The sequence below is a fragment of the Pseudomonas sp. MIACH genome, assembly GCF_001269925.1.
Lineage (GTDB): Bacteria > Pseudomonadota > Gammaproteobacteria > Pseudomonadales > Pseudomonadaceae > Aquipseudomonas.
In genome coordinates this window covers 18,331-39,406 of the sequence record NZ_LHVO01000011.1, presented here as the reverse complement: position 1 = coordinate 39,406, position 21,076 = coordinate 18,331, and the positions used below count along the sequence as shown (strand labels likewise).

The following is a 21,076-nucleotide window of genomic DNA, read 5'->3' as shown; positions in this document are numbered from 1 at the left end:
GCGTGTTGATCATCGTCTTGCTGTCGTTCTTCTAGAGGTTTGCTGTAGCGCTTTATCCAGGCATAGAGGCTATGCGTCGACACACCAAGACGTGCTGCCACCTCAGCGACAGGCAGCTTCTTTTCGGCCACTTGATTGACCGCTTGGATTTTGAATTCTTCGGGATAACGTGGGTTGCTCATGGCACCTCCTAATTGGCCTCAGTTTAAGGCAAAGAGGTGTCTACGAAACCCGAGGCGATTCACTATTCAAGGCTTCACTTTCCAGTTCCCGCAGTTACAAGCTATAGCGGATGGCTATAGCTGATATCCCTTAGGGCCCATGTCACGTCCTGCCTGGCGGTGGTAGCCTGAATCCGTCATATGTCAAAACAACAACAATAGGACACGGCGATGACCACGTTGAATAAATCCCCCAGCGACCTGAATCAGCGTTTCGCTCACATCATTAAAGCCTGCCAAACATTAAACAGAATCGACATTAGGGAATCCGGCTGAGTCCAAACGCCGCACTCTCTGACGCATGGTTCGAACAGATCCCGTTTAACTAATTTGAGGATTTTCTGATGCGCGCCTTTCCGACGATGTTGAGTATCGCATTTGCAGCAACAATCATCAGCCCTTCGTTAATGGCTGCAGAACTCACCGGCACGCTAAAAAAAATCAAAGAGTCTGGCACTATCACCGTTGGCCATCGCGACTCGTCTATACCCTTTTCCTACATCGCGGACGCCTCCGGGATGCCGGTCGGTTATTCCCAAGACATCCAACTTAAGATCATTGAGTCCATCAAGAAAGAATTAGACATCCCCAACCTGAAAGTGAATTACAACCTGATTACCGCTCAGAACCGTATCCCATTGGTTCAGAATGGCACAGTGGACCTGGAATGTGGCTCGACGACAAACAACGCTGAGCGCGCACAACAGGTTGCCTTTTCTATAGGGATATTTGAAGTAAGCACCCGCCTGCTGTCCAAGAAGGATTCGGAGTACCAGGACTTTGAACAGCTGAAAGGCAAAAACGTGGTCACCACGGCAGGCGGTACCTCCGAACGGCTGCTCAGGGTGATGAATGCTGACAAGCAGATGGGTATGAACATCATCTCAGGGAAAGACATTGGCGAGTCATTCCAAATGCTGGAGACCGGTCGTGCCGTTGCATTCATGCAGGACGATGCCCTATTGGCAGGTGAACGGGCAAAAGCCAGGAACCCGGATGACTGGGCAGTAACAGGCACTGCGCAATCACAGGACATATACGGCTGTATGATGCGCAAGGGCGACGAGCCGTTCAAAAAGGTAGTGGATGGAGCTATCAAAGCTATTTTTGTCTCGGGCGACATCAATGTTATTTACAACAAGTGGTTTAATCAGCCCATTCCCCCAAAAGGTCTGAACCTTAACTTCCCCATGAGCCCTGCACTCAAAGATCTCATTGCCAACCCTGTCGACAAGCCGGCGCCTGCAAAAACTCTTTAGCCATTCACTGATCTGCTCATGTCCGCCACGCGCGGACATGAGGCAGCTGCATGCACGTAACTATTGTTCGGAAGGCATTTCCATGAATTACAACTGGGATTGGGGCGTATTCTTCAAGTCCACCGGAGTGGGACATGAAACGTATTTAGATTGGTTTATTTCAGGCCTGGGCTGGACCATAGCTATTGCAATAGTAGCCTGGATCATAGCCCTGCTCTTGGGGTCGGTACTCGGTGTTATGCGAACCGTGCCAAATAGAATCGTGTCGAGCATTGCCAGCCTGTATGTGGAAGTGTTCCGCAACGTCCCGCTACTGGTACAGCTGTTTATCTGGTACTTCCTAGTACCGGATTTACTGCCTGAGCACCTACAGCAATGGTACAAACAGGACCTTAACCCAACCACCTCGGCCTATCTGAGTGTCGTCGTCTGCCTCGGTCTTTTCACGGCTGCTCGTGTCTGTGAACAAGTCCGTACCGGCATCCAGGCACTGCCTCTGGGCCAAGAATCCGCTGCTCGTGCGATGGGCTTCAAGCTGCCGCAGATCTATTGGAACGTGCTGCTGCCTCAGGCTTACCGGGTCATCATTCCACCGCTGACCACCGAATTCCTGGCCGTGTTCAAGAACTCTTCGGTGGCGTCCCTGATCGGCCTGATGGAGCTGCTGGCGCAAACCAAACAAACAGCTGAATTCACCGCCAGCCTATTTGAAGCCTTCACCCTAGCGACGCTGATCTATTTCATTCTCAACATGGGCCTGATGCATTTGATGCGCAGAATCGAGAAGAAAGTCGCCGTGCCCGGGCTGATTTCAATAGGAGGCAAATGATGGAACTCGATTTCAGCGGCATCACGCCTTCCCTACCCGGTCTGTGGAACGGCATGGTCATGACCTTGCGGTTAATGGCCATGGGCGTTGCTGGCGGAATCATCCTCGGTACGATCCTGGCCTTGATGCGCCTGTCCCACAGCAAATTGATGTCGCGCATCGCCAGCACCTACGTGGACTACTTCCGCTCAATCCCGTTGCTCTTGGTGATCACGTGGTTTTACCTGGCTGTTCCGTTCGCGCTGCGCTGGATTACCGGCGAAGACACCCCGATCGGTGCGTTCACCTCGTGTGTCGTGGCTTTCATGATGTTCGAAGCCGCGTATTTCTGCGAGATCGTCCGCGCAGGTGTGCAGGCGATTCCAAAGGGCCAGATGAGCGCCGCTCAGGCGCTGGGCATGCGTTACGACCAGACCATGCGCCTGATTATCCTGCCGCAAGCGTTCCGTAAGATGACCCCGTTGCTGTTACAGCAAAGCATCATTCTGTTTCAGGACACCTCGCTGGTTTACACCGTCGGCTTGGTGGACTTCCTCAATGCCTCTCGTTCGAGTGGCGACATTATCGGCCGCGCCAATGAATTCCTGATCGTTGCCGGCCTCGTGTATTTCACTATCAGCTTTGCCACCTCACTGCTGGTCAAGCGTCTGCAAAAAAGGTTCGCGGTATGATCTCTATAAAAAATGTCGACAAATGGTATGGAAACTTCCAGGTGCTTACCAAATGCAGCACGGAGGTCAAGCAAGGTGAAGTGGTAGTCGTTTGTGGCCCATCGGGGTCAGGCAAGTCCACGTTGATCAAATGCGTTAACGCGCTGGAAGCCTTTCAGAAAGGCGATATTACCGTTGACGGTACTTCTATCAGTTGCTCGAAGACCAATCTGCCAATGCTGCGTTCGCGGGTCGGCATGGTGTTCCAACACTTTGAACTGTTTCCACACCTGACCATCACCGAAAACCTGGTTATCGCGCAAATCAAAGTGCTGGGCCGCAGCAAGGAAGAAGCCACCAGGAAAGGCTTGCAACTGCTTGATCGAGTGGGGCTGGCCGCCCATGCTGAAAAGCATCCTGGCCAGTTATCCGGCGGACAGCAGCAGCGTGTAGCGATTGCCCGCGCACTGGCGATGGATCCCATCGTCATGTTGTTCGACGAACCGACCTCGGCACTGGACCCTGAAATGGTTAACGAAGTACTGGACGTCATGGTGCAGCTGGCCCAGGAGGGCATGACCATGATGTGCGTGACGCACGAAATGGGTTTCGCCCGAAAAGTGGCGAACCGGGTAATCTTCATGGACCAAGGCCAGATCATCGAGGACTGCCCCAAAGAGGAATTCTTCGGCAACATCAGCGCGCGATCTGAACGGGCGCAGCAGTTTCTAGGCAAAATCCTGCATCATTAAGCCCTTGCTAACAAGCCGCCCGATACAGGGCGGCGATCACAACATCCAGCCGCTAGCGCAATGCAAATACCGCTTCGACTTCCACAGGGGCACCACGGGGCAATGCCGCAACACCCACCGCGGCACGAGCATGCTTGCCGCGTTCCTCGCCAAAAACCGAGACCAGTAGACTGGACGCACCGTCCAGCACCTTGGCCTGCTGTTCGAAGTCTGGAAGGCACTTTATAAATCCATTTACTTTCAAAACCCGCACTATACTAAAATCCCCTTGGCAAGCCAGATTGACTATTGCAAGCAGGTTCAGCGCGCAGATAGACGCAGCCTCTTGAGCTTCTTCTATTGAGAGATCAACGCCCACCGTCCCTTTGCAGTGCAAAACATTGTCCTTCAAACATACCTGGCCTGATACAAAGAGCAGATCTCCCTGCACTGTATACAGATTATAGTTTCCACCCTTTACATTGAGCGCTGGCAACTGCAGGCCCAACTCTTTCATTCGAAGCAGCACGTCATCCATTTAATTCTCCGCGATTTTTTTATAAAACTATTAACCTACAGTGGAAGCAGCCCACCCAAGACCTAGAGCCTTGGTGAACACATCAGGATCGACATTACCTCCTGAACATACGACGACGACATTCTGACCACGAAACTTTTCCTTTTCTCGGATCAGGACGCCAAGGGCAGCCGCACCGCCTGGCTCTACAACCACTTTCAGATGACGGAACGCCGCGCTCATTGCCACAAATACATCATGATCGGTAGCAACGGTGCAGTTAAGTTTTTTTGTTCTCAACACTTCAAACGGTTTGGCTCCAACAGACGGGCCGGCAATGCCATCAATGATTGTAGGCGACAAGGTTTTCAGCTTCTCAGGCCGTCCACTTTCAAGGGACAACGCCCACTTTTCATAGCCTTGCGCTTCCGTCAAATAGCATTGAGTCATCGGATACTGACCATTGATGACCGTGATCACACCCGCAGCGAGGCCTCCACCACTACAGCCTAGAAGTAAGGAGTCCGGCTCTTTACCCAACGCATTAAGTTGATCGGTAATCTCGATTCCAATGGTACCCTGCCCGGACATCACAAGGTGATCGTCAAAAGGAGGAATAAAAGTGAGGCCTCTCTCTGCGATGAGCTTTGCCGCTACCGCCTCTCGATCTTGAGTATGCTTGTCATACAACACTATTTCTGCTCCCCACCAACGGCAGTTATCCTGTTTTATTCTGGGGGCGTCGCTTGGCATGACGATAACGGCTGAACAACCCAGCATTTTGGACGCTGCGGACACTGCATTTCCATGGTTGCCGGCGGAGTAAGTAATCACTCCATTCTTTTGCTGTTGAGGTGTGAGCGACATCATCTTGAACAGTGCGCCACGAATCTTGAACGCCCCCGTCTTTTGCAAACACTCCGCTTTGACGTATACATTTGCACCGACCAAGGAATCCAGGGCCGGCGAGTTGAGCAAAGGTGTCTTTATTATGTGAGAAGACAGCTGCCCTGCAGCCTCCCTTATCAAGTCCAGACTAAATATCGTCATTTTATTCCTCCAGCGGATACCGGTTATCAAGGCATAAACAAGTGATGGACAAGTTGCCGCTACCGGCATGAAAAATCAGGCAGATACCAGAAGCACGTTACCCCAGCGGCTCACTGCCCCGTACGCACTAAAAAGGCATAGCTGATATGCCGGTTTTCTATCCGCCGTCCTGCTATCCAACCTTGTTATGGAATGTCGGCATTCCAAACATAATCAAGGCCCAGCTATAGCGATGAAGCATATCTAATAGACAAAAACGGTAGTCGTCGTTCGCTTTCCACACTCCCAGAATGTGTGAAAACACAAAAGCAGCACTGCTTGGGAGATAGGCATGTCAACAGAAGCTGAACAAACCGCAGGGCAGGATTGGCAGGAGGACGTGTTCCGCGTCCTCAAGGCCCACGACGTCAAACACGTGGTCTTCGTACCCGACGCCGGTCACTCGGCGGCCATCCGCATGTCGTATGCCGACCCGGACATCAAGGCCGTCGTCCTCACGACCGAAGAGGAAGGCATCGGCTACCTCGCCGGCGCATGGCTTGGCGGTGAGCGCGGTGCACTCCTGATGCAATCCAGTGGTGTCGGTAACTGCATCAACACCCTCGCGCTCCAAGTCTGCGCCGGCTTTCCGCTGTTGATGGTGGTCACCATGCGCGGCGACTGGGCCGAATTCAATGCCTGGCAGAACCCGATGGGCCAGGCCACCGAAGCGTCCCTGAATCTGATGAAGGTCATGACTTGGCGTGCAGACGTCCCGGAAGATGTCGCCCCGCTGCTGCACGGTGCCGCGACCATGGCCTTCAACGGTGATTCGTCCACTGCCCTGCTGCTCGGCCAGCGCCTGATTGGAGAAAAGAAATGGGTCAAGTAAGCGCAAACCACACCCTGTGCCGCCGCGAAGTGGTCAAGGCCTTGCTGGCCGACCGCAAAGACGTGCTGGTCGTGACGGGTCTCGGTTCGGCGTCCTACGACGTCATGGCTGCCGGTGACAATGATCTGAATTACTACCTGTGGGCTGCCATGGGTAGCGCGATCACTGTGGGTCTGGGCCTGGCGAATGCGCAACCAGACAAGTCGGTGGTGGTGGTCACCGGTGACGGCGAGTTGCTCATGGGCTTCGGCGCACTGGCCACGGTAGCACTGCAAAAGCCTGCCAACCTGACCATCGCGGTGTTGGACAACGGTCACTTTGGTGAAACCGGCATGCAAGTCAGCCACGCCGGTTTTGGTATTTCCCTGGACCAGGTGGCGAAGACTTGCGGCTTCAGTTGGACCGATGAAATCCGCGACATGGAAGGCGTACATGATCTGCGCGAGCGCTTTGCGACCCGCGATGGCGTCAAGCTCGCGACGATCAAGATCAAAGCGGAAAACCCGCCACGGGTGCTGCCACCGCGCGATGGTCATTACGTCAAGAATCGCTTTCGTGCCGCCTTGGGTTTCAACCCGATCTGATTGCTCTTTGCCCGGACCTGATCACGCAGGGCTGATGCCGTGCGTGACGCATCGAGGAGAATAATAATGACCGACCGCAACTCTGAAGAACTCAATGCCATTCGCGAGGGCGTCCGCGCTCTGTGCGCTGAATTCGATGCCACTTACTGGCGTAAGATCGACGAAGAAAAAGGCTTTCCGGAGACCTTCGTCAAGGCCCTGACCGACGCTGGCTGGTTGGCCGCGATGATTCCTGTCGAATATGGTGGTTCCGGCCTCGGGCTGGCAGAGGCCTCGGTGATCCTCGAAGAAGTGAACCGCTGCGGCGGTAACTCCGGCACCGTTCACGGGCAGATGTACAACATGTTCACCCTGCTGCGACACGGCAGCGAGGCACAGAAAAGCTACTACCTGCCGAAACTGGCCAGCGGTGAGCTGCGCCTGCAATCAATGGGTGTGACCGAACCCACCACCGGCACCGACACCACCAAGATCAAGACCACCGCGATCAAGCGCGGCGACAAATACGTAATCAACGGGCAGAAGGTATGGATCTCGCGAATCCAGCATTCCGACCTGATGATCCTGCTGGCCCGCACTACGCCCTTGGCCGAGGTGAAGAAGAAATCCGAAGGTATGTCGATCTTCCTGGTCGACCTGCGCGAGGCCATTGGCAACGGCATGACCGTGCAGCCGATCGCCAACATGGTCAATCACGAAACCAACGAACTGTTCTTCGACAACTTGGAGATCCCCGCTGGCAGCCTGATTGGCGAGGAAGGTAAAGGTTTCCGGTACATCCTCGACGGGCTGAACGCCGAACGCACGCTGATCGCCGCCGAATGTATTGGCGATGGTCGATGGTTTATCGAAAAGGCCAGTGCCTACGCCCGTGACCGCGTGGTGTTTGGACGCCCGATCGGGCAGAACCAGGGCGTACAATTCCCCATCGCCGAAGCGCACATCGAAATCGAAGCGGCAGACCTGATGCGCTGGCGTGCCTGCGAGGAATACGACAGCGGGATCAACGCCGGGGCCAGCGCCAACATGGCCAAGTACCTCGCGGCGAAAGCCTCCTGGGAAGCCGCCAACGCTTGCTTGCAGACCCACGGCGGCTTTGGCTTCGCCTGCGAATACGACGTCGAGCGAAAATTCCGTGAAACCCGCCTGTACCAGGTTGCCCCCATTTCCACCAACCTGATCCTGTCGTACGTCGCCGAACACCTGCTCGAGCTGCCGCGCTCTTTCTAAAAACAAGAGAGAAAAAATCATGAGCCAGCCCAACGGTCTCCGTCCGCTCGATGGCATTACCGTCGTCAGCCTTGAACACGCCATTGCAGCGCCCTTCTGCACCCGACAACTGGCCGACCTCGGCGCTCGGGTGATCAAGGTCGAACGTCCAGGCACAGGTGATTTCGCCAGAGGTTATGACCAACGTGTCAACGGCCTGGCCTCGCACTTCGTCTGGACCAATCGCTCGAAAGAAAGCCTGACGCTCGACTTGAAGCATGAATCGGCCACCGAGGTGCTGGACAGTTTGCTGACCACTGCCGATGTGCTCGTACAAAACCTCGCGCCCGGTGCCGCCGCGCGAATGGGACTGTCATTTGAGGCGTTGCATCAGCGATTTCCGCGCCTGATTGTCTGTGACATTTCAGGCTATGGCATCGGTGGCCCCTATGAAAAGAAGAAGGCCTACGACCTGTTGATCCAGAGTGAGGGTGGATTTCTGTCGGTCACCGGCGGGCCGGGCGAGGAGGAAATGGCCAAGGCCGGCTGCTCAATCGCCGACATCGCGGCCGGCATGTACGCCTACACCGGGGTTCTGTCTGCGCTGCTATTGCGTGAACGAACTGGCGAAGGCAGCCACCTCGATGTGTCGATGCTGGAAAGCCTAGTCGAGTGGATGAACTACCCGATGTATTACGCCTACGACGGCGCGCCCCCGCCACCTCGCGCCGGTGCCGCTCACGCCACCATTTACCCCTACGGTCCTTTCCCCATCGGTGACGGCACCACCGTGATGCTCGGTTTGCAGAACGAGCGTGAGTGGCAGTTGTTTTGCGACAAGGTGCTGCTGATGCCCGAGTTGGCGAAAGACGACCGTTTCTCGGCCAACTTCAAACGCGTCGAAAACCGTCATGCGTTGCGCGCGCTGATCGTTGAATCGTTCTCCACGCTAAACTTCGATGCTGTATTTGATCGGCTGGAACATGCGCAGATCGCCAACGCGCGGGTCAACGACATGCAAGGGGTTTGGGACCATCCACAACTTCAGGCCCGTGATCGCTGGCGGGAAGTCGAGACCTCTGCCGGTACCGTCCCGAGCTTGATACCGCCAGGCAGCAACAGCGCGTTCGAGCCTCGTATGGATGCCGTACCGGGCCTTGGCCAACACACCGAGCAGGTGCTAAGGGAGCTGGGGCTGGGAACGGATCGCATTGAACAAATGCGTTCCGCCGGAGCCATCTGACTGCAACGATCAAAGATTTTCGAGAGAACACTGCCCCATGAAGATCCTGGTAGCTGTGAAACGCGTGGTTGATTACAACGTGAAAGTCCGCGTCAAGGCGGACAACTCCGGCGTCGACCTCGCCAACGTCAAGATGTCGATGAACCCTTTCTGCGAGATTGCCGTAGAAGAAGCCGTACGCCTGAAGGAAAAAGGCGTGGCGACTGAGATCGTCGTCGTTTCCATCGGCCCGACCACCGCCCAGGAGCAACTGCGCACTGCGCTGGCGCTGGGTGCCGATCGCGCCATCCTCGTCGAGTCCGCCGAAGACCTGACCTCCTTGGCCGTTGCCAAACTGCTGAAAGCCGTTGTCGACAAGGAACAGCCACAGCTGGTGATCCTCGGCAAGCAGGCCATTGACAGCGACAACAACCAGACCGGCCAGATGCTCGCGGCATTGAGCGGCTACGGCCAGGGCACCTTCGCTTCGAAAGTCGAAGTGTCCGGCAACAGCGTTGCCGTGACCCGCGAGATCGACGGCGGCGCGCAGACGGTTTCCCTGAAACTGCCGGCCATTGTCACCACCGACCTGCGTTTGAACGAGCCGCGTTATGCGTCCCTGCCAAACATCATGAAAGCCAAGAAGAAGCCGCTTGAAGTGCTGACTCCGGATGCTTTGGGCGTTTCCACCGCCTCCACCAACAAGACCCTCAAGGTCGAAGCGCCGGCTGCACGCAGCGCAGGCATCAAGGTCAAGTCGGTGGTTGAGCTGGTCGAGAAACTGAAGAATGAAGCGAAGGTGATCTGAATGACGATCCTGGTGATTGCTGACTACTCAAATGATAAGCAGAACAACAAAGTGCTCGCCCCAGCCACCCTGAATACCTTGGCCGCCGCAGCGAAAATTGGCGGCGATATCCACGTGCTGGTAGCGGGCGCTTTTGTGGGCACCGTGGCTGAGGCGGCAGCGGATGTCAAAGGGGTGAACAAAGTACTGCTGGCCGACAACGTCGCGTATGCCAACCAACTCCCCGAAAACGTCGCGTTGTTAGTGACCCGTCTGGTGATCGAACAAAACACGATCTACAGCCACATCCTGGCTGCCGCGACGTCCAACGGCAAGAACATCCTGCCGCGCGTGGCCGCTGCCCTGGACGTCGACCAGATCTCCGAGATCATCTCGGTAGAAAGTGCTGACACCTTCAAGCGTCCGATCTACGCCGGCAACGCCATTGCCACCGTGCAATCGACCGCTGCGATCAAGGTCATCACCGTCCGTGCCACCGGTTTCGACCCGGTTGCCGCCGAAGGTGGTTCGGCTGCCGTTGAAGCCGTAGGCGCTGCTCACGACGCCGGCATCTCCAGCTTCGTCAACGAAGAACTGGCCAAGTCCGACCGTCCTGAACTGACCGCTGCCAAGATCGTCGTTTCGGGCGGCCGCGGCATGCAGAACGGTGACAACTTCAAGCACCTGTACGCCTTGGCCGACAAGCTGGGCGCCGCCGTCGGTGCTTCCCGCGCCGCGGTCGACGCCGGTTTCGTGCCGAACGACATGCAGGTCGGCCAGACCGGCAAGATCGTTGCACCACAGCTGTACATCGCCGTCGGTATCTCCGGCGCGATCCAGCACCTGGCTGGCATGAAAGACTCCAAGGTGATCGTTGCGATCAACAAGGACGAAGAAGCGCCGATTTTCCAGGTCGCCGATTACGGCCTGGTGGCGGACTTGTTTGAGGCGATTCCAGAAATGGCCGCCCTGGCCTGATCACCGACCGACGGGAGCGATGAATATGAACAGTATCGATTTTTCAGCCTGGATTGGACGTCGCCAGGAAAGCCAGGACCGGATCAGTTTCAACTTGGTGAAACGAATCGCCGCGACGTTGAGCGAAGTGACACCGCAGCCTGGTGAACCGCTTCCCCCCTTGTGGCACTGGGCGTTTTTTCAGGAACCGGTTACCGCCGACGAACTGGGCCCGGACGGTCATCCGGCGCTCGGGGGATTCCTGCCGCCCGCCCACAACCGCAACCGCATGTGGGCAGGTAGTCGGCTGGAGTTTTACCAGCCGTTGAAGGTGGGGGCTGAGGTGACCTGTGTCTCAACTATTCTCAATGTCGAAGAGAAACACGGTCGCACGGGTTCCTTGTTGTTTGTCACGGTACGCCATGAATATTTCCAGGACGGCAAGCGCGCCCTTCAAGACGAGCAGGACATCGTCTATCGGGAACCCACGCCTCCCAAACTAAGCGGCACCGAAGCACTTCCTGAAGGCCAATGGCAGGCACGGGTCGAGCCCTCAGCTACCCTGCTGTTCCGCTACTCTGCCGTCACGTTCAATGGCCATCGAATTCACTATGACTGGCCATATGTGACAGAGACCGAAGGTTACCCTGGGTTGGTCGTGCATGGTCCTTTGATCGCCACCCTGAATTTGCGTGCCTTTACCAAAGCGCACCCGAACGTGCGCTTGAAGCGCTTCACCTTCCGTGGCGTCCGACCTTTGATTTCACCTCACCCTTTCGAGGTCGGCGGACGTCTGATCGACAGCGGCAAGGCACAGCTCTGGGCAGGTAATCAGGACGGTACAGCGCAGATCGGCGAAGTCGAGTTCAGCGCGGGAGAAGCGCCATGAATACGTCCATCGTTCGCTCTGCCCTGTTTGTGCCTGCCACTCGTCCAGAGCGCATACCCAAAGCCATCGCAACCGGTGCGGACCGGGTCATTGTCGATCTGGAGGATGCGGTGCAGGAAAACCTCAAGGAACAAGCGAGGGATAACCTGGAGCGCTTCTTGAGTGACAATCCGAACGCCCCGATCCTGGTACGAGTGAATGCCCCGGATCACTGGGCCCACGAGGCAGATCTGGAGCTTTGTCGACGACACGCCGCGGTGACCGGCGTTTTGCTGCCCAAAGCAGAAAGCGCGGAGCACGTCCTCACGGCGGCCAATACTCGAAAGCCGATCTGGCCCATCATCGAAAGCGCCAAGGGTCTGGCCGAACTCCAAGTGATTGCCCAGGCCCAGGGCGTTGAACGCTTGTCGTTCGGAAGCCTGGATCTGGGCTTGGACCTGAACTTGACCACCGGCAGCCATGCGGCCCAACAAATTCTGAGTCACGCTCGCTACGCAGTACTGCTCGCGACGCGGGTGGCCGGCCTCGCTCCGGCGCTGGATGGCGTGTTTCCGTCAATACAGGACACCGTCGGCCTGCACAGCACCGTTCAGTTTGCCCGCGACATGGGGTTTGGTGGCGCTTTATGTATCCACCCGAGCCAAGTGGCGATTATCCACCAAGCCCTGAAACCCGGTCTGGAGGAGCTGCACTGGGCGCAACGCATCATGGACGCCGCCCGTTCGGGTGAAGGTGTATTCGTGCTCGATGGCCAGATGGTCGATGCGCCTGTCATAGCCCGAGCACAGGCCATCCTGGCGCGCGCGACCTGACTCGACAGCACACTCTTACGTCGAAAATGCGCAATTCACCCCACCTCGCAGGACAGTGTCATGACTAACGTTTCCAGCCTTACCCATGCCATTTCGATCAACCCCGCCAATGGTGAGCAGATCGGCCACTACCCCTTCGAATCCGAAACTGAACTGGAGGCTTCGCTGTCACGTGCTATTGCCGGGTTTTCCATCTGGCGTAGCCACTCCGTCGAAAAACGTTCGCAGGCGCTGGTCGCTTTGGCCAAGGCATTGCGCGGCGACGCAGAAGCGATGGCGAAGATGATCACTCAAGAGATGGGCAAACCCATTACTCAGGCGCGCGGCGAAATTGAAAAATGCGCACAGCTCTGCGAGTGGTACGCCGAGCATGGCCCCGCCATGCTGGCCGCCGAACCCACACTGGTCGAGGGTGGAAAGGCACGAATTGAATATCGTCCACTGGGCCCGATTCTCGCCGTGATGCCTTGGAACTTTCCCGTCTGGCAGGTGCTGCGCGGCGCCGTTCCGGCGTTGATAGCCGGCAATACCTACGTCCTCAAACATGCGCCGAACGTGATGGGATGCGCCTATCTTCTGCAAGAGGCATTCAAGCGCGCCGGTTTTGTTGAAGGTGTGTTCGAGGTCATCAATGTCACGCCGGACGGCGTCTCTACTGCGATAGCAGATCCTCGCATCGCCGCAGTGACGCTCACGGGCAGTGTTCGAGCTGGCATGGCTATTGGCGCGCAGGCCGGTGCCGCCTTGAAAAAGTGCGTGTTGGAATTGGGTGGCTCAGATCCGTTCATTGTGCTCAACGACGCCGACCTGGACGAAGCCGTCAAAGCCGCTGTGATTGGCCGCTACCAAAACACCGGACAGGTCTGCGCGGCTGCCAAACGCCTGATTGTCGAGCAAGGCGTTGTCGAGGAGTTTACCCGCAAGTTTGTTGAGTCCACGTCCAAGTTGGTCATCGGTGATCCAACGGCCACAGACACTTACATCGGCCCCATGGCCCGTTTTGATCTGCGCGATGAACTCGATCGTCAGGTTCGAGACACCCTGGAAGAAGGCGCGACCTTGTTGCTGGGCGGCCGCGCAGCAGATGGGCCGGGAAACTTCTACGAGCCCACGGTGTTCGGTGACGTCACCGACCAGATGACCTCATTCAAACAGGAGCTGTTTGGACCCGTAGCGTCGATCATCACTGCGCGGGACGCTGCACATGCATTACAACTGGCCAATGACAGTGATTTCGGGCTCGCCTCTACCATCTACACACGCAATGTCGAATTGGCCCAGAAGCTGGCGGGCGAACTGGAAACCGGAGGCGTGTTTATCAATGGCTATTGCGCAACCGACCCACGCGTCACGTTCGGCGGCGTAAAGAGAAGCGGGTTTGGCCGTGAGCTGTCTCATTTCGGTGTGCGCGAATTCTGTAATGCACAAACCGTCTGGCTGGACCGTCACTAACAACAAGCAAATCGACAAGCCCTGGGAGACCATCTCGCCGAGCCGAGAATGGGCGAGTCCAAAAAAAAGACAGAAGAAAAAACGCAGAGCCTCCAGGGCATCAGCCAAGCGTGGTGGCCAACAACAAAGAGTCTCTGCGTTAAACCTAACCTAGTTCACGGCTGAGTTGCTCACGATCCAGAGCCCCATCCCAGCGGGCAATGAACAGCGTGGCGACACCGTTACCGATCACATTGATCAGCGCGCCGCCTTCGGAGATAAACCGGTAGACGCCTAGCACCAGTACCAGGCCTGCCGCCGGTATTACATCGATCGAACCGAGGGTTGCCGCTAGGGTGATGAACGCGCCTCCGGTCACACTCGCGGCGCCCTTGGACGTCAGCAACAGGATCAGTAACAGCGTTACTTGATGATAAAGAGACACGTCGATGTCCAGGGCCTGGGCAATGAAGATCGCCAGCACCGTCATGTTGATGCAACTGCCGTCAAGATTGAAGCAGTAGCCGGAAGGTACCACGAGGCCGACGGTGGACTTCTCGCAGCCGAGCTTCTCCAGCTTGCCCATCAGGCGCGGCAACGCCGACTCCGACGAGGAAGTGCCGAGCACCAGTACCAGTTCTTCGCGGATGTACTTGAGGAACTTCCACAGGCTGAAACCAGCCAGCCGCGCCACCAAATTCAGCACCACGAATATGAATACCAGCCCGGTAAGGTAGTAACACACCAGCAGGTTCACATAGGCCCCGAGCGACTGCACGCCGTACTTGCCCACAGTGAAAGCCATGCCGCCGAAGGCTCCCAGGGGAGCCAAGTACATGACGATCTTGAGCATGCGAAAGAATGCCTTGGCCACCAGGTCGATGGTATTGAGCAGCGGCTTGCCAGTCTCGCCCAACAATTGCAGGCCGAAGGCGAACAGCACCGAGATGAATAGCACTTGGAGGATATCGCCCTCAGTAAACGCGCCGAACACCGTGGCCGGCACAATGTGCGTGAGGAACCCGACCACGCTTTGATCATGGGCGGCCTTGGTGTAGCCCGCGATAGCCGAAGCGTCGAGGCTGGCCGGGTCGATGTGCATGCCGACACCTGGCTTGAGCAGGTTCACCCCGATCAAGCCGATCACCAGGGCTATGGTGGTCAGCACTTCAAAGTAAATCAGAGACTTGAAACCGATACGCCCGATGCGCTTAAGGTCCTGCATGCCGGCGATACCGCTGACCACCGTGCAAAATATGATCGGTGTTATCAGCATCTTGATCAGCTTGATGAACGTATCGCCCAAGGGTTTCATCTGCTCACCGAGACCGGGGCTGAAGTGACCGAGGATCACCCCCAGTACGATCGCTGCGAGGACTTGCACGTAGAGGTGCTGGTAAAACGCTTTGCGCCGTGGAAGCGGTTCATCCACGGATTCGACCGACGAGCTGATTATTTTTGTCATGGCTCTGCCTTATGGGGTTGTGATTGGGGGAGCTGAGGGTTCAAGTCACCACGTTGATCGGTTGATGGGCGGCGAACGCCGCTATATTGGCTGCCAGTACGGCTTTGAGCCGCTCGACACTGCTTTGGCTGGCCCAAGCGACGTGGGGCGTAACCAGCAAATTGGGATGTTCGCAGTGCAGCAAGGGATGGTCGGATTGGGGCGGTTCCACCTGAAGTACATCCAGTGCAGCCCCCCCCAATCGGCCGCGGGCGAGCCCGTCGAGCACGGCGTTTTCATCTACCAGTGCACCGCGTGCGGTGTTGATGAGCAAGGCACCGGATTTCATCCGTGCGATCTCGGCGGAACCGATCAAGTTACGGGTCTGCGGCGTCAATGGACAATGCAAGGTCAGCGCATCGGCCTTGGCCAATACCGTGTCGAACGCCGTGTAGCCTTCCCTCACCCGCGACGCGCCACGGTGTTCGGCAAACAGCACGGTGATGTCCAAGGCCTTGGCCAGGCGCGCCACGCGGCTGCCGATATCACCACGGCCGATGATACCCAGGGTCGAGCCTTGCAGGTCTTGGACCGGCGCTGCATGCACGCAGAAGTGGGACGACTGTGGCCACAACGTGGTCGACGCCGCACGATACGCCATGAGGTGACGACGTAGCGCAAACAGCGAACCGATCACCGCTTCAGCCACGCTGACCGCGCTGTACGCCGGCACGTTGCACACCGTCACGCCTTGATCACGGCAAGCCGCAATATCGATGCAGTCGTAGCCAGTCGCAGCCACACAGATTAGCTTCAAGCGTGGCAGTTGCCCCAGGGTAGCTCGGTCGATGCGTACCTTGTTGGTAATGGCCACATCGGCTTCGGCCAACGCCTGCACAACCTGGTAGGGAGTGGTTTTTTCTCGTTCAGTCCACGTGCTGGCCTGGGCCGGGCGCGCCAATGGCGACGGCAAGCTTGCACCGTCGAGAAACACGATATTCATACGGGCACCTGTTCAGAAATTTCGATGAGGTTCAGGTCCGGGTCGCGCACATACACCGAACGAATCGGCCCAGTGGCGCCTGTACGCGGCACCGGGCCTTCGATGATCGGCCAGGCCTGGGCTTGCAAATGGGCGATCACTTCCTCCAGCGAAGTGCTAGTGATAAAACACAGGTCCAGCGCACCGGGCACCGGCAGATGGGCCTTGGGCTCGAACTCTTGTCCACGCTCATGCACATTGATTTTCTGGTTGCCGAAGCGGAACGCGAGTCGGCCGTTGCCAAAGCTCGCCAGGTGCATGCCCATGACGCGAATGTAAAAGTCTTTGCAGGCCGCTACGTCGATGGTGGTAAGAACCAGATGGTCTAGGTGATCAATCATGGGGTGCGCTCCAGTTCAGGGTTGGCCACTTGCTTGCTTAGGCTGTGTACGTGATCGGGGATAGGATGCAGGTCCAGGCGTTTGCCGGCTTTGAGGATCTGGCTGGGGATGTCGTGACCAATCAGTCCGGGCAACTGGGCGGACGCCGCCAGTACGCGGTCCAGGTTCATGCCGGTGTCGTAGCCCATCAGGTCCAGCATGTGCACCAGGTCCTCCATGCACACATTACCGCTGGCACCAGGGGCATACGGGCAACCGCCCAAGCCGCCCAGGGACGCATCAAAGCGGTCGATACCGGCCTGCAGCGCCGCCAGGGTATTGGCCAAGGCCATGCCACGCGTGTTATGAAAATGCAAAGTCAGTTGCAACTCAGGAAAGCGCTCGCGGACCTGGCGCGACAACGCCTCCACTTGCGAGGGATAGGCCATGCCGGTGGTGTCACACAGGGTGACGCCACGCACGCCCAATTCGGCGAAACGCCCGACCCAACCCAATACATCGTCGGCCGACACGTCGCCCTGCATCGGGCAGCCAAATACCGTGGACAGCGACACGTTGACCGCCACCGGCCCGCGCCCAATTACCCCCACCACATCTCTGAGCTGGGCGAACGACTGTTCACGCGTCATGCGCAGGTTGGAGCGGTTATGCGGTTCGCTCACCGACATCACCAGGTTGGCTTCGTCGATTCCACACCCCAGCGCTCTTTCTGCCCCCCGAATGTTGGGCACTAGCACCGTGTACTCCACATCTTTATGCCGCTGAATTGCAGCCATCACGGCCTCGGCGTCACGCAACGCGGGAATGGCCTTGGGCGAAGTGAAGGAAGTCACTTCGATCTTGGCGTAGCCGCACTGGCTCAGCGCATCGATCAAGGCGATTTTCTTTTCGGTGTCGATAAAGGTCTTTTCGTTCTGGAAGCCGTCACGGGTCGCGACTTCCTGCAGGTATAAGCGTTTCATTGAGGTACTCCTGGTTTCAGATGAGGCCGCGAGCGCGCCAGGCTCTACGGGTCGGCGCATCGATACCGATGCTCTCAAGCACCGCATCTGTGTGTTGTCCAAGACTCGGCGCACGCGAACGCACACGGCCGGGCGTGGCCGTCAACTTGGGAACGATGCCGGGCAAGGTGACGGCAGTGCCGTCGTCCAACTGGCTGGCGAGTAGCATGTCGCGTGCCTGGTAATGGGAGTCGGAGGCAATGTCGGCGGCGTCATAGATCTTGCCGGAGGGGATGTTGGCGTCCTCCAACGCGGCGAGCGCATCATCAAGGTTCCGCTCGGCCGTCCACGTGGAAATTGCCGCATCAATGCGCGCCACATGGCGCACACGGCCATCGTTCTGCGCCAGTTCCGGGTCCTCGGCCAAGTCCGGGCGTTCGATCTTTTCCATCAGGCGGCGGTAGATGCTGTCGCCGTTGCCCGCGATCAATGCGTACTTTCCATCCTTGCAACGGTAGGCATTGGTCGGCGCAATACCCGGAAGGCTGCTACCGGCCGGCTCGCGCACCGTGCCAAACACCGAATACTCGGGAATCAGGCTTTCCATCATGTTGAAAACCGACTCATACAAAGCCACATCTACCTGTTGGCCGACACCGTGGTTTTGTTCGCGATGGCGTAGTGCAAGCAGCACCCCGATCACACCATGGAGTGCGGACAACGAGTCGCCTATCGACACCCCCACCCGCACCGGTGTGCGCCCTGGCTCGCCGGATAGATGTCGCAAACCGCCCATGGCTTCTCCGATAACGCCGAAGCCTGGCAAGTCGCGATAAGGCCCGGTCTGGCCGTAGCCGGACACCCGCAGCATCACCAGGCCAGGGTTGATAGCGAACAGCTCATCCCAGCCCAACCCCCATTTTTCCAGTGTTCCAGGACGGAAGTTCTCGATCAGGATGTCGGCGTCCTTGACCAGCCGCTTGACCACTTCCCGGGCTTCGGCCTGACGAAGATCGAGGGTGACCGATTGCTTGTTGCGTGACTGGGCCGCCCACCAAACTGAGGTGCCGTTGTGCAGCAAGCGCCATTTGCGCAGGGGGTCGCCGGTGACCGGCGGTTCGATCTTGATAACTTCAGCGCCGAACTCGGCGAGGATCTTGGCCGCGAAAGGCCCAGCAATCAGCTGGCCCATTTCGACCACCTTGATGCCTTCTAGCGGTAGGCTCATGACGTTTTCCGTTCTTGTTGGAGGCGATGGTCAGATAATCCACTCAAACGCACGGTGTGAGAATTTCAAAGATTTCCACTACTCTTTCCAAACTGGAAACACAGAGGTGGATATGTTCAATTTGTTGCAGCTCGATTTGGTGTCGCTACGCCTGTTGGTATTAACCGCCAAGACGGAAAACCTGACCCAGGCCGCAAACAGTGCGCACATGACCGTTTCCGCAGCGAGCAAGCGGTTAGCTGAACTTGAAAGGGTGACCCACTGCACCTTGTTCTCCCGTGTGCCCCGAGGACTGCAGCTCACTCCCGCTGGGCGCGGCCTGGCAGAACATGCGCGGGCCATCCTCGACGTCGCACAGCAAATGGCCCACGACGCCACCGACTACGCGAATGGTGTTCGCGGCCATGTGCGGTTGTTTGCGAATACCTCCGCAGTGATCCAATTCCTGCCGCATGACCTGGCGATATTTCTGGCGGCCAACCCCCACGTACGTATCGAGCTTGCGGAAGCGCTCAGCGACAGCACCATCCATGCGGTGGAAAGCGGCCAGGCCGAGATAGGAATCTTTGCCGACAATGCGCCTGCTCCCGGGCTGCAAATGCAGCCCTATCGACGCGACCGCCTCGTGGTGCTGGTGCCCCAAGCCCACGAGTTGGCGCAGCGTGCCGCCGTGACCCTAGCTGACACGCTGGATTTTGATTACGTGGCTTTGAATCAGGGGAGCTCACTGCTGCGTCGCATCAACGACGCCGCTGCCAGCACTGGGAGGCTGCTGAAAGTACGGATTCAAGTCAGCAGTTTTGACGGTATCTGCCGCATGATCGAGGCTGGATTAGGCATTGGCATTCTGCCGCTCGGGTCGGTCCATCCCGAACTGCTCGAATCGAAGCTACGAGCGATACCGCTGGAGGGGGCCTGGGCGACGCGTACGTTATATGTCGGCGTGGCTGACGCCTCGCGTCTGTCACCGGAAGCAATGAACTTATATAACTATCTCGGGAGTCTGGAGTAGGAAATAGAGTTGACCGAAATCGGAGTTAAACGCTATCCCTTCTGGCGCCGTCTTGATTGACCATGCAGCGAGCTTGTGTCAGTTGCTCTTTCCTTAGCGGTCTCCGCAGTCGGTAGCTGGCGCCTGGTTTGCGTGGTGTCAATTATTGTCAGCGGCTTCAGGCGCAATACGATCTGGTTACTCAGGGCCTCAGCGGCAGAAATCGTCACTCGCGATCGCTCGCACACTCGGTTCGAATGGGGGCAAAACTGGGGGCACAAGTCGATTTTTTCAGGCTGCAACCACCGTCCTAGAGCCAAGTCAAAATGTTTTTTGGCTTGCCTGAGAGTCTTTCTACCTCGTAGGACAGGCAATTCTTCTGATCATTTTTGCCTTTCCACAAACCATGTGGCTTCGTTCACTTCCAGTGGATTGCTACATTGGGGGCACATCTGAGGGCATGCTTTGGATGGTCTGAAAAGGATGCCGCCAGCGTGAGGTCCAACAGCATCCTTCTCGAAAAAGTCACACTTTGCTGTTCCCAGCCGCCGTCGAGCGCTATTCGTAATGGCTGAACCTCCCTACGGGAACAAGTGGGGATAGTCGAGTGATCGCCAATAATGGTAGCGTGGAGCCATCAATGGATGTGTCCGTAAGCTTGCACTTCACAAAGCCCGCGCGCTAAGGCGACGGCGGCAGGTGAGCGTGTACAACGACACCGAGGGCCGGCAGGACACTGCCTGCGCCACCCCGTAGCGCCCATGCAGAGGGGATCCGCACATTCGCTCAAACGCTGCAAATAATCCGCCACCGCCGGCAACCACGGATGCTCGAACGGAGTGTCGAACCAGTGGTTCATCGAAAGTCCCACAGGAATGTCCGCCTGGGTATGTGGTCCGTATCTATTAATGGGGGCGGGAGGCTCCGTTAGACTCAAGTCGTTGTCAGACAGGCCTCATTACTGATGCTTGAAATTACTGAGGATGGCTCACGTAAATGCCGCGACGTTCAGATGAAATACGCTAAGCATTAAATCTCGAGCTGAAATGACATTTCCATCCAAGATCGTT

The 21,076-nt window shown here is 57.2% G+C and carries 22 protein-coding genes and 1 pseudogene; 14 read left to right on the top strand and 9 right to left on the bottom strand.

The genetic code is table 11. The features are described 5' to 3' along the window. A partial coding sequence (locus tag AD670_RS03605) for a transposase (protein ID WP_053128417.1) occupies positions 1 to 182 on the bottom strand: 182 nt, incomplete at its 3' end. Between the two features lie 383 nt (positions 183 to 565). Between AD670_RS03605 and AD670_RS03600 the strand changes: the two genes are divergently transcribed. From AD670_RS03600 to AD670_RS03585, 4 genes are all read left to right on the top strand, one after another. Further along, the gene (locus AD670_RS03600; RefSeq protein ID WP_053128416.1) at positions 566 to 1,480 is read left to right on the top strand and encodes a glutamate/aspartate ABC transporter substrate-binding protein; all 915 of its coding nucleotides are present in this window, start codon (positions 566 to 568) and stop codon (positions 1,478 to 1,480) included. An 82-nt stretch (positions 1,481 to 1,562) separates the two neighbouring features. Beyond that, positions 1,563 to 2,309: an amino acid ABC transporter permease gene (locus AD670_RS03595; RefSeq protein WP_053128414.1), complete on the top strand. Its 747-nt coding sequence runs from the start codon at positions 1,563 to 1,565 to the stop codon at positions 2,307 to 2,309. Next, positions 2,309 to 2,980: an amino acid ABC transporter permease gene (locus tag AD670_RS03590; protein WP_053128412.1), complete on the top strand. Its 672-nt coding sequence runs from the start codon at positions 2,309 to 2,311 to the stop codon at positions 2,978 to 2,980. The genes AD670_RS03595 and AD670_RS03590 overlap by 1 nt, the downstream gene beginning before the upstream one ends. Further along, complete coding sequence (locus AD670_RS03585; RefSeq protein ID WP_053128410.1) at positions 2,977 to 3,711, top strand: amino acid ABC transporter ATP-binding protein; 735 nt, start codon at positions 2,977 to 2,979, stop codon at positions 3,709 to 3,711. Before AD670_RS03590 ends, AD670_RS03585 begins: the two co-directional genes overlap by 4 nt. 52 nt (positions 3,712 to 3,763) lie before the next feature. Here the strand turns inward: AD670_RS03585 and AD670_RS03580 are convergent, their stop codons facing one another. Together AD670_RS03580 and AD670_RS03575 are read right to left on the bottom strand one after the other, a co-directional pair. Further along, a complete protein-coding gene (locus AD670_RS03580; protein ID WP_053128408.1) occupies positions 3,764 to 4,228 on the bottom strand; it encodes a RidA family protein in 465 nt (154 codons plus the stop codon). 30 nt (positions 4,229 to 4,258) lie between these two features. Then, positions 4,259 to 5,257: a threonine/serine dehydratase gene (locus tag AD670_RS03575; protein WP_053128406.1), complete on the bottom strand. Its 999-nt coding sequence runs from the start codon at positions 5,255 to 5,257 to the stop codon at positions 4,259 to 4,261. 331 nt (positions 5,258 to 5,588) lie between these two features. Here AD670_RS03575 and AD670_RS03570 point away from each other — a divergent pair, with 331 nt between their 5' ends. From AD670_RS03570 to AD670_RS03530, 9 genes are all read left to right on the top strand, one after another. Further along, positions 5,589 to 6,128: a thiamine pyrophosphate-binding protein gene (locus tag AD670_RS03570; protein WP_053128405.1), complete on the top strand. Its 540-nt coding sequence runs from the start codon at positions 5,589 to 5,591 to the stop codon at positions 6,126 to 6,128. After that, entirely contained in the window at positions 6,116 to 6,712 is a 597-nt protein-coding gene (locus AD670_RS03565) for a thiamine pyrophosphate-dependent enzyme (protein WP_008146637.1), read from the top strand. The genes AD670_RS03570 and AD670_RS03565 overlap by 13 nt, the downstream gene beginning before the upstream one ends. 66 nt (positions 6,713 to 6,778) lie before the next feature. After that, positions 6,779 to 7,942, top strand: coding sequence for an acyl-CoA dehydrogenase family protein (locus AD670_RS03560; protein ID WP_053128404.1), 1,164 nt, complete (start codon positions 6,779 to 6,781; stop codon positions 7,940 to 7,942). 19 nt (positions 7,943 to 7,961) lie between these two features. Continuing rightward, on the top strand, positions 7,962 to 9,164 hold the full coding sequence (locus AD670_RS03555) for a CaiB/BaiF CoA-transferase family protein (protein WP_053128403.1): 1,203 nt from the start codon (positions 7,962 to 7,964) through the stop codon (positions 9,162 to 9,164). A gap of 37 nt (positions 9,165 to 9,201) precedes the next feature. Continuing rightward, positions 9,202 to 9,951 (top strand): electron transfer flavoprotein subunit beta/FixA family protein, encoded by a 750-nt coding sequence (locus AD670_RS03550; protein ID WP_053128401.1) that lies wholly within the window; start codon positions 9,202 to 9,204, stop codon positions 9,949 to 9,951. Beyond that, positions 9,952 to 10,908 (top strand): electron transfer flavoprotein subunit alpha/FixB family protein, encoded by a 957-nt coding sequence (locus AD670_RS03545; RefSeq protein ID WP_053128399.1) that lies wholly within the window; start codon positions 9,952 to 9,954, stop codon positions 10,906 to 10,908. A 25-nt stretch (positions 10,909 to 10,933) separates the two neighbouring features. Then, positions 10,934 to 11,776 carry a MaoC family dehydratase N-terminal domain-containing protein gene (locus tag AD670_RS03540; protein WP_053128397.1) on the top strand — a complete coding sequence of 281 codons (843 nt, stop codon included), beginning with the start codon at positions 10,934 to 10,936 and terminating at the stop codon, positions 11,774 to 11,776. Beyond that, the gene (locus AD670_RS03535) at positions 11,773 to 12,588 is read left to right on the top strand and encodes a CoA ester lyase (RefSeq protein ID WP_053128390.1); all 816 of its coding nucleotides are present in this window, start codon (positions 11,773 to 11,775) and stop codon (positions 12,586 to 12,588) included. Before AD670_RS03540 ends, AD670_RS03535 begins: the two co-directional genes overlap by 4 nt. 60 nt (positions 12,589 to 12,648) lie before the next feature. Continuing rightward, positions 12,649 to 14,040 carry an aldehyde dehydrogenase family protein gene (locus AD670_RS03530; RefSeq protein ID WP_053128389.1) on the top strand — a complete coding sequence of 464 codons (1,392 nt, stop codon included), beginning with the start codon at positions 12,649 to 12,651 and terminating at the stop codon, positions 14,038 to 14,040. Positions 14,041 to 14,185: 145 nt separating this feature from the next. Here the strand turns inward: AD670_RS03530 and AD670_RS03525 are convergent, their stop codons facing one another. The 5 genes from AD670_RS03525 to AD670_RS03505 are packed head-to-tail and all read right to left on the bottom strand — an operon-like array spanning position 14,186 to position 19,015. After that, positions 14,186 to 15,484: a dicarboxylate/amino acid:cation symporter gene (locus AD670_RS03525; RefSeq protein ID WP_053128387.1), complete on the bottom strand. Its 1,299-nt coding sequence runs from the start codon at positions 15,482 to 15,484 to the stop codon at positions 14,186 to 14,188. A gap of 40 nt (positions 15,485 to 15,524) precedes the next feature. Beyond that, positions 15,525 to 16,466 (bottom strand): D-2-hydroxyacid dehydrogenase, encoded by a 942-nt coding sequence (locus AD670_RS03520; RefSeq protein ID WP_053128385.1) that lies wholly within the window; start codon positions 16,464 to 16,466, stop codon positions 15,525 to 15,527. Beyond that, a complete protein-coding gene (locus AD670_RS03515) occupies positions 16,463 to 16,846 on the bottom strand; it encodes a VOC family protein (protein ID WP_053128383.1) in 384 nt (127 codons plus the stop codon). The genes AD670_RS03520 and AD670_RS03515 overlap by 4 nt, the downstream gene beginning before the upstream one ends. After that, entirely contained in the window at positions 16,843 to 17,808 is a 966-nt protein-coding gene (locus AD670_RS03510) for a hydroxymethylglutaryl-CoA lyase (RefSeq protein WP_053128381.1), read from the bottom strand. The genes AD670_RS03515 and AD670_RS03510 overlap by 4 nt, the downstream gene beginning before the upstream one ends. A gap of 16 nt (positions 17,809 to 17,824) precedes the next feature. Next, on the bottom strand, positions 17,825 to 19,015 hold the full coding sequence (locus tag AD670_RS03505; RefSeq protein ID WP_053128377.1) for a CaiB/BaiF CoA-transferase family protein: 1,191 nt from the start codon (positions 19,013 to 19,015) through the stop codon (positions 17,825 to 17,827). A gap of 112 nt (positions 19,016 to 19,127) precedes the next feature. On the opposite strand from AD670_RS03505, the gene AD670_RS03500 reads away from it, so the two are divergent. Then, on the top strand, positions 19,128 to 20,027 hold the full coding sequence (locus AD670_RS03500) for a LysR family transcriptional regulator (protein ID WP_053128420.1): 900 nt from the start codon (positions 19,128 to 19,130) through the stop codon (positions 20,025 to 20,027). 760 nt (positions 20,028 to 20,787) lie between these two features. On the opposite strand, the pseudogene AD670_RS32190 reads toward AD670_RS03500, so the two are convergent. Continuing rightward, positions 20,788 to 20,895: pseudogene (locus tag AD670_RS32190) on the bottom strand (glutathione S-transferase); the annotation flags it as partial. Between the last annotated feature and the right edge of the window lie 181 nt (positions 20,896 to 21,076).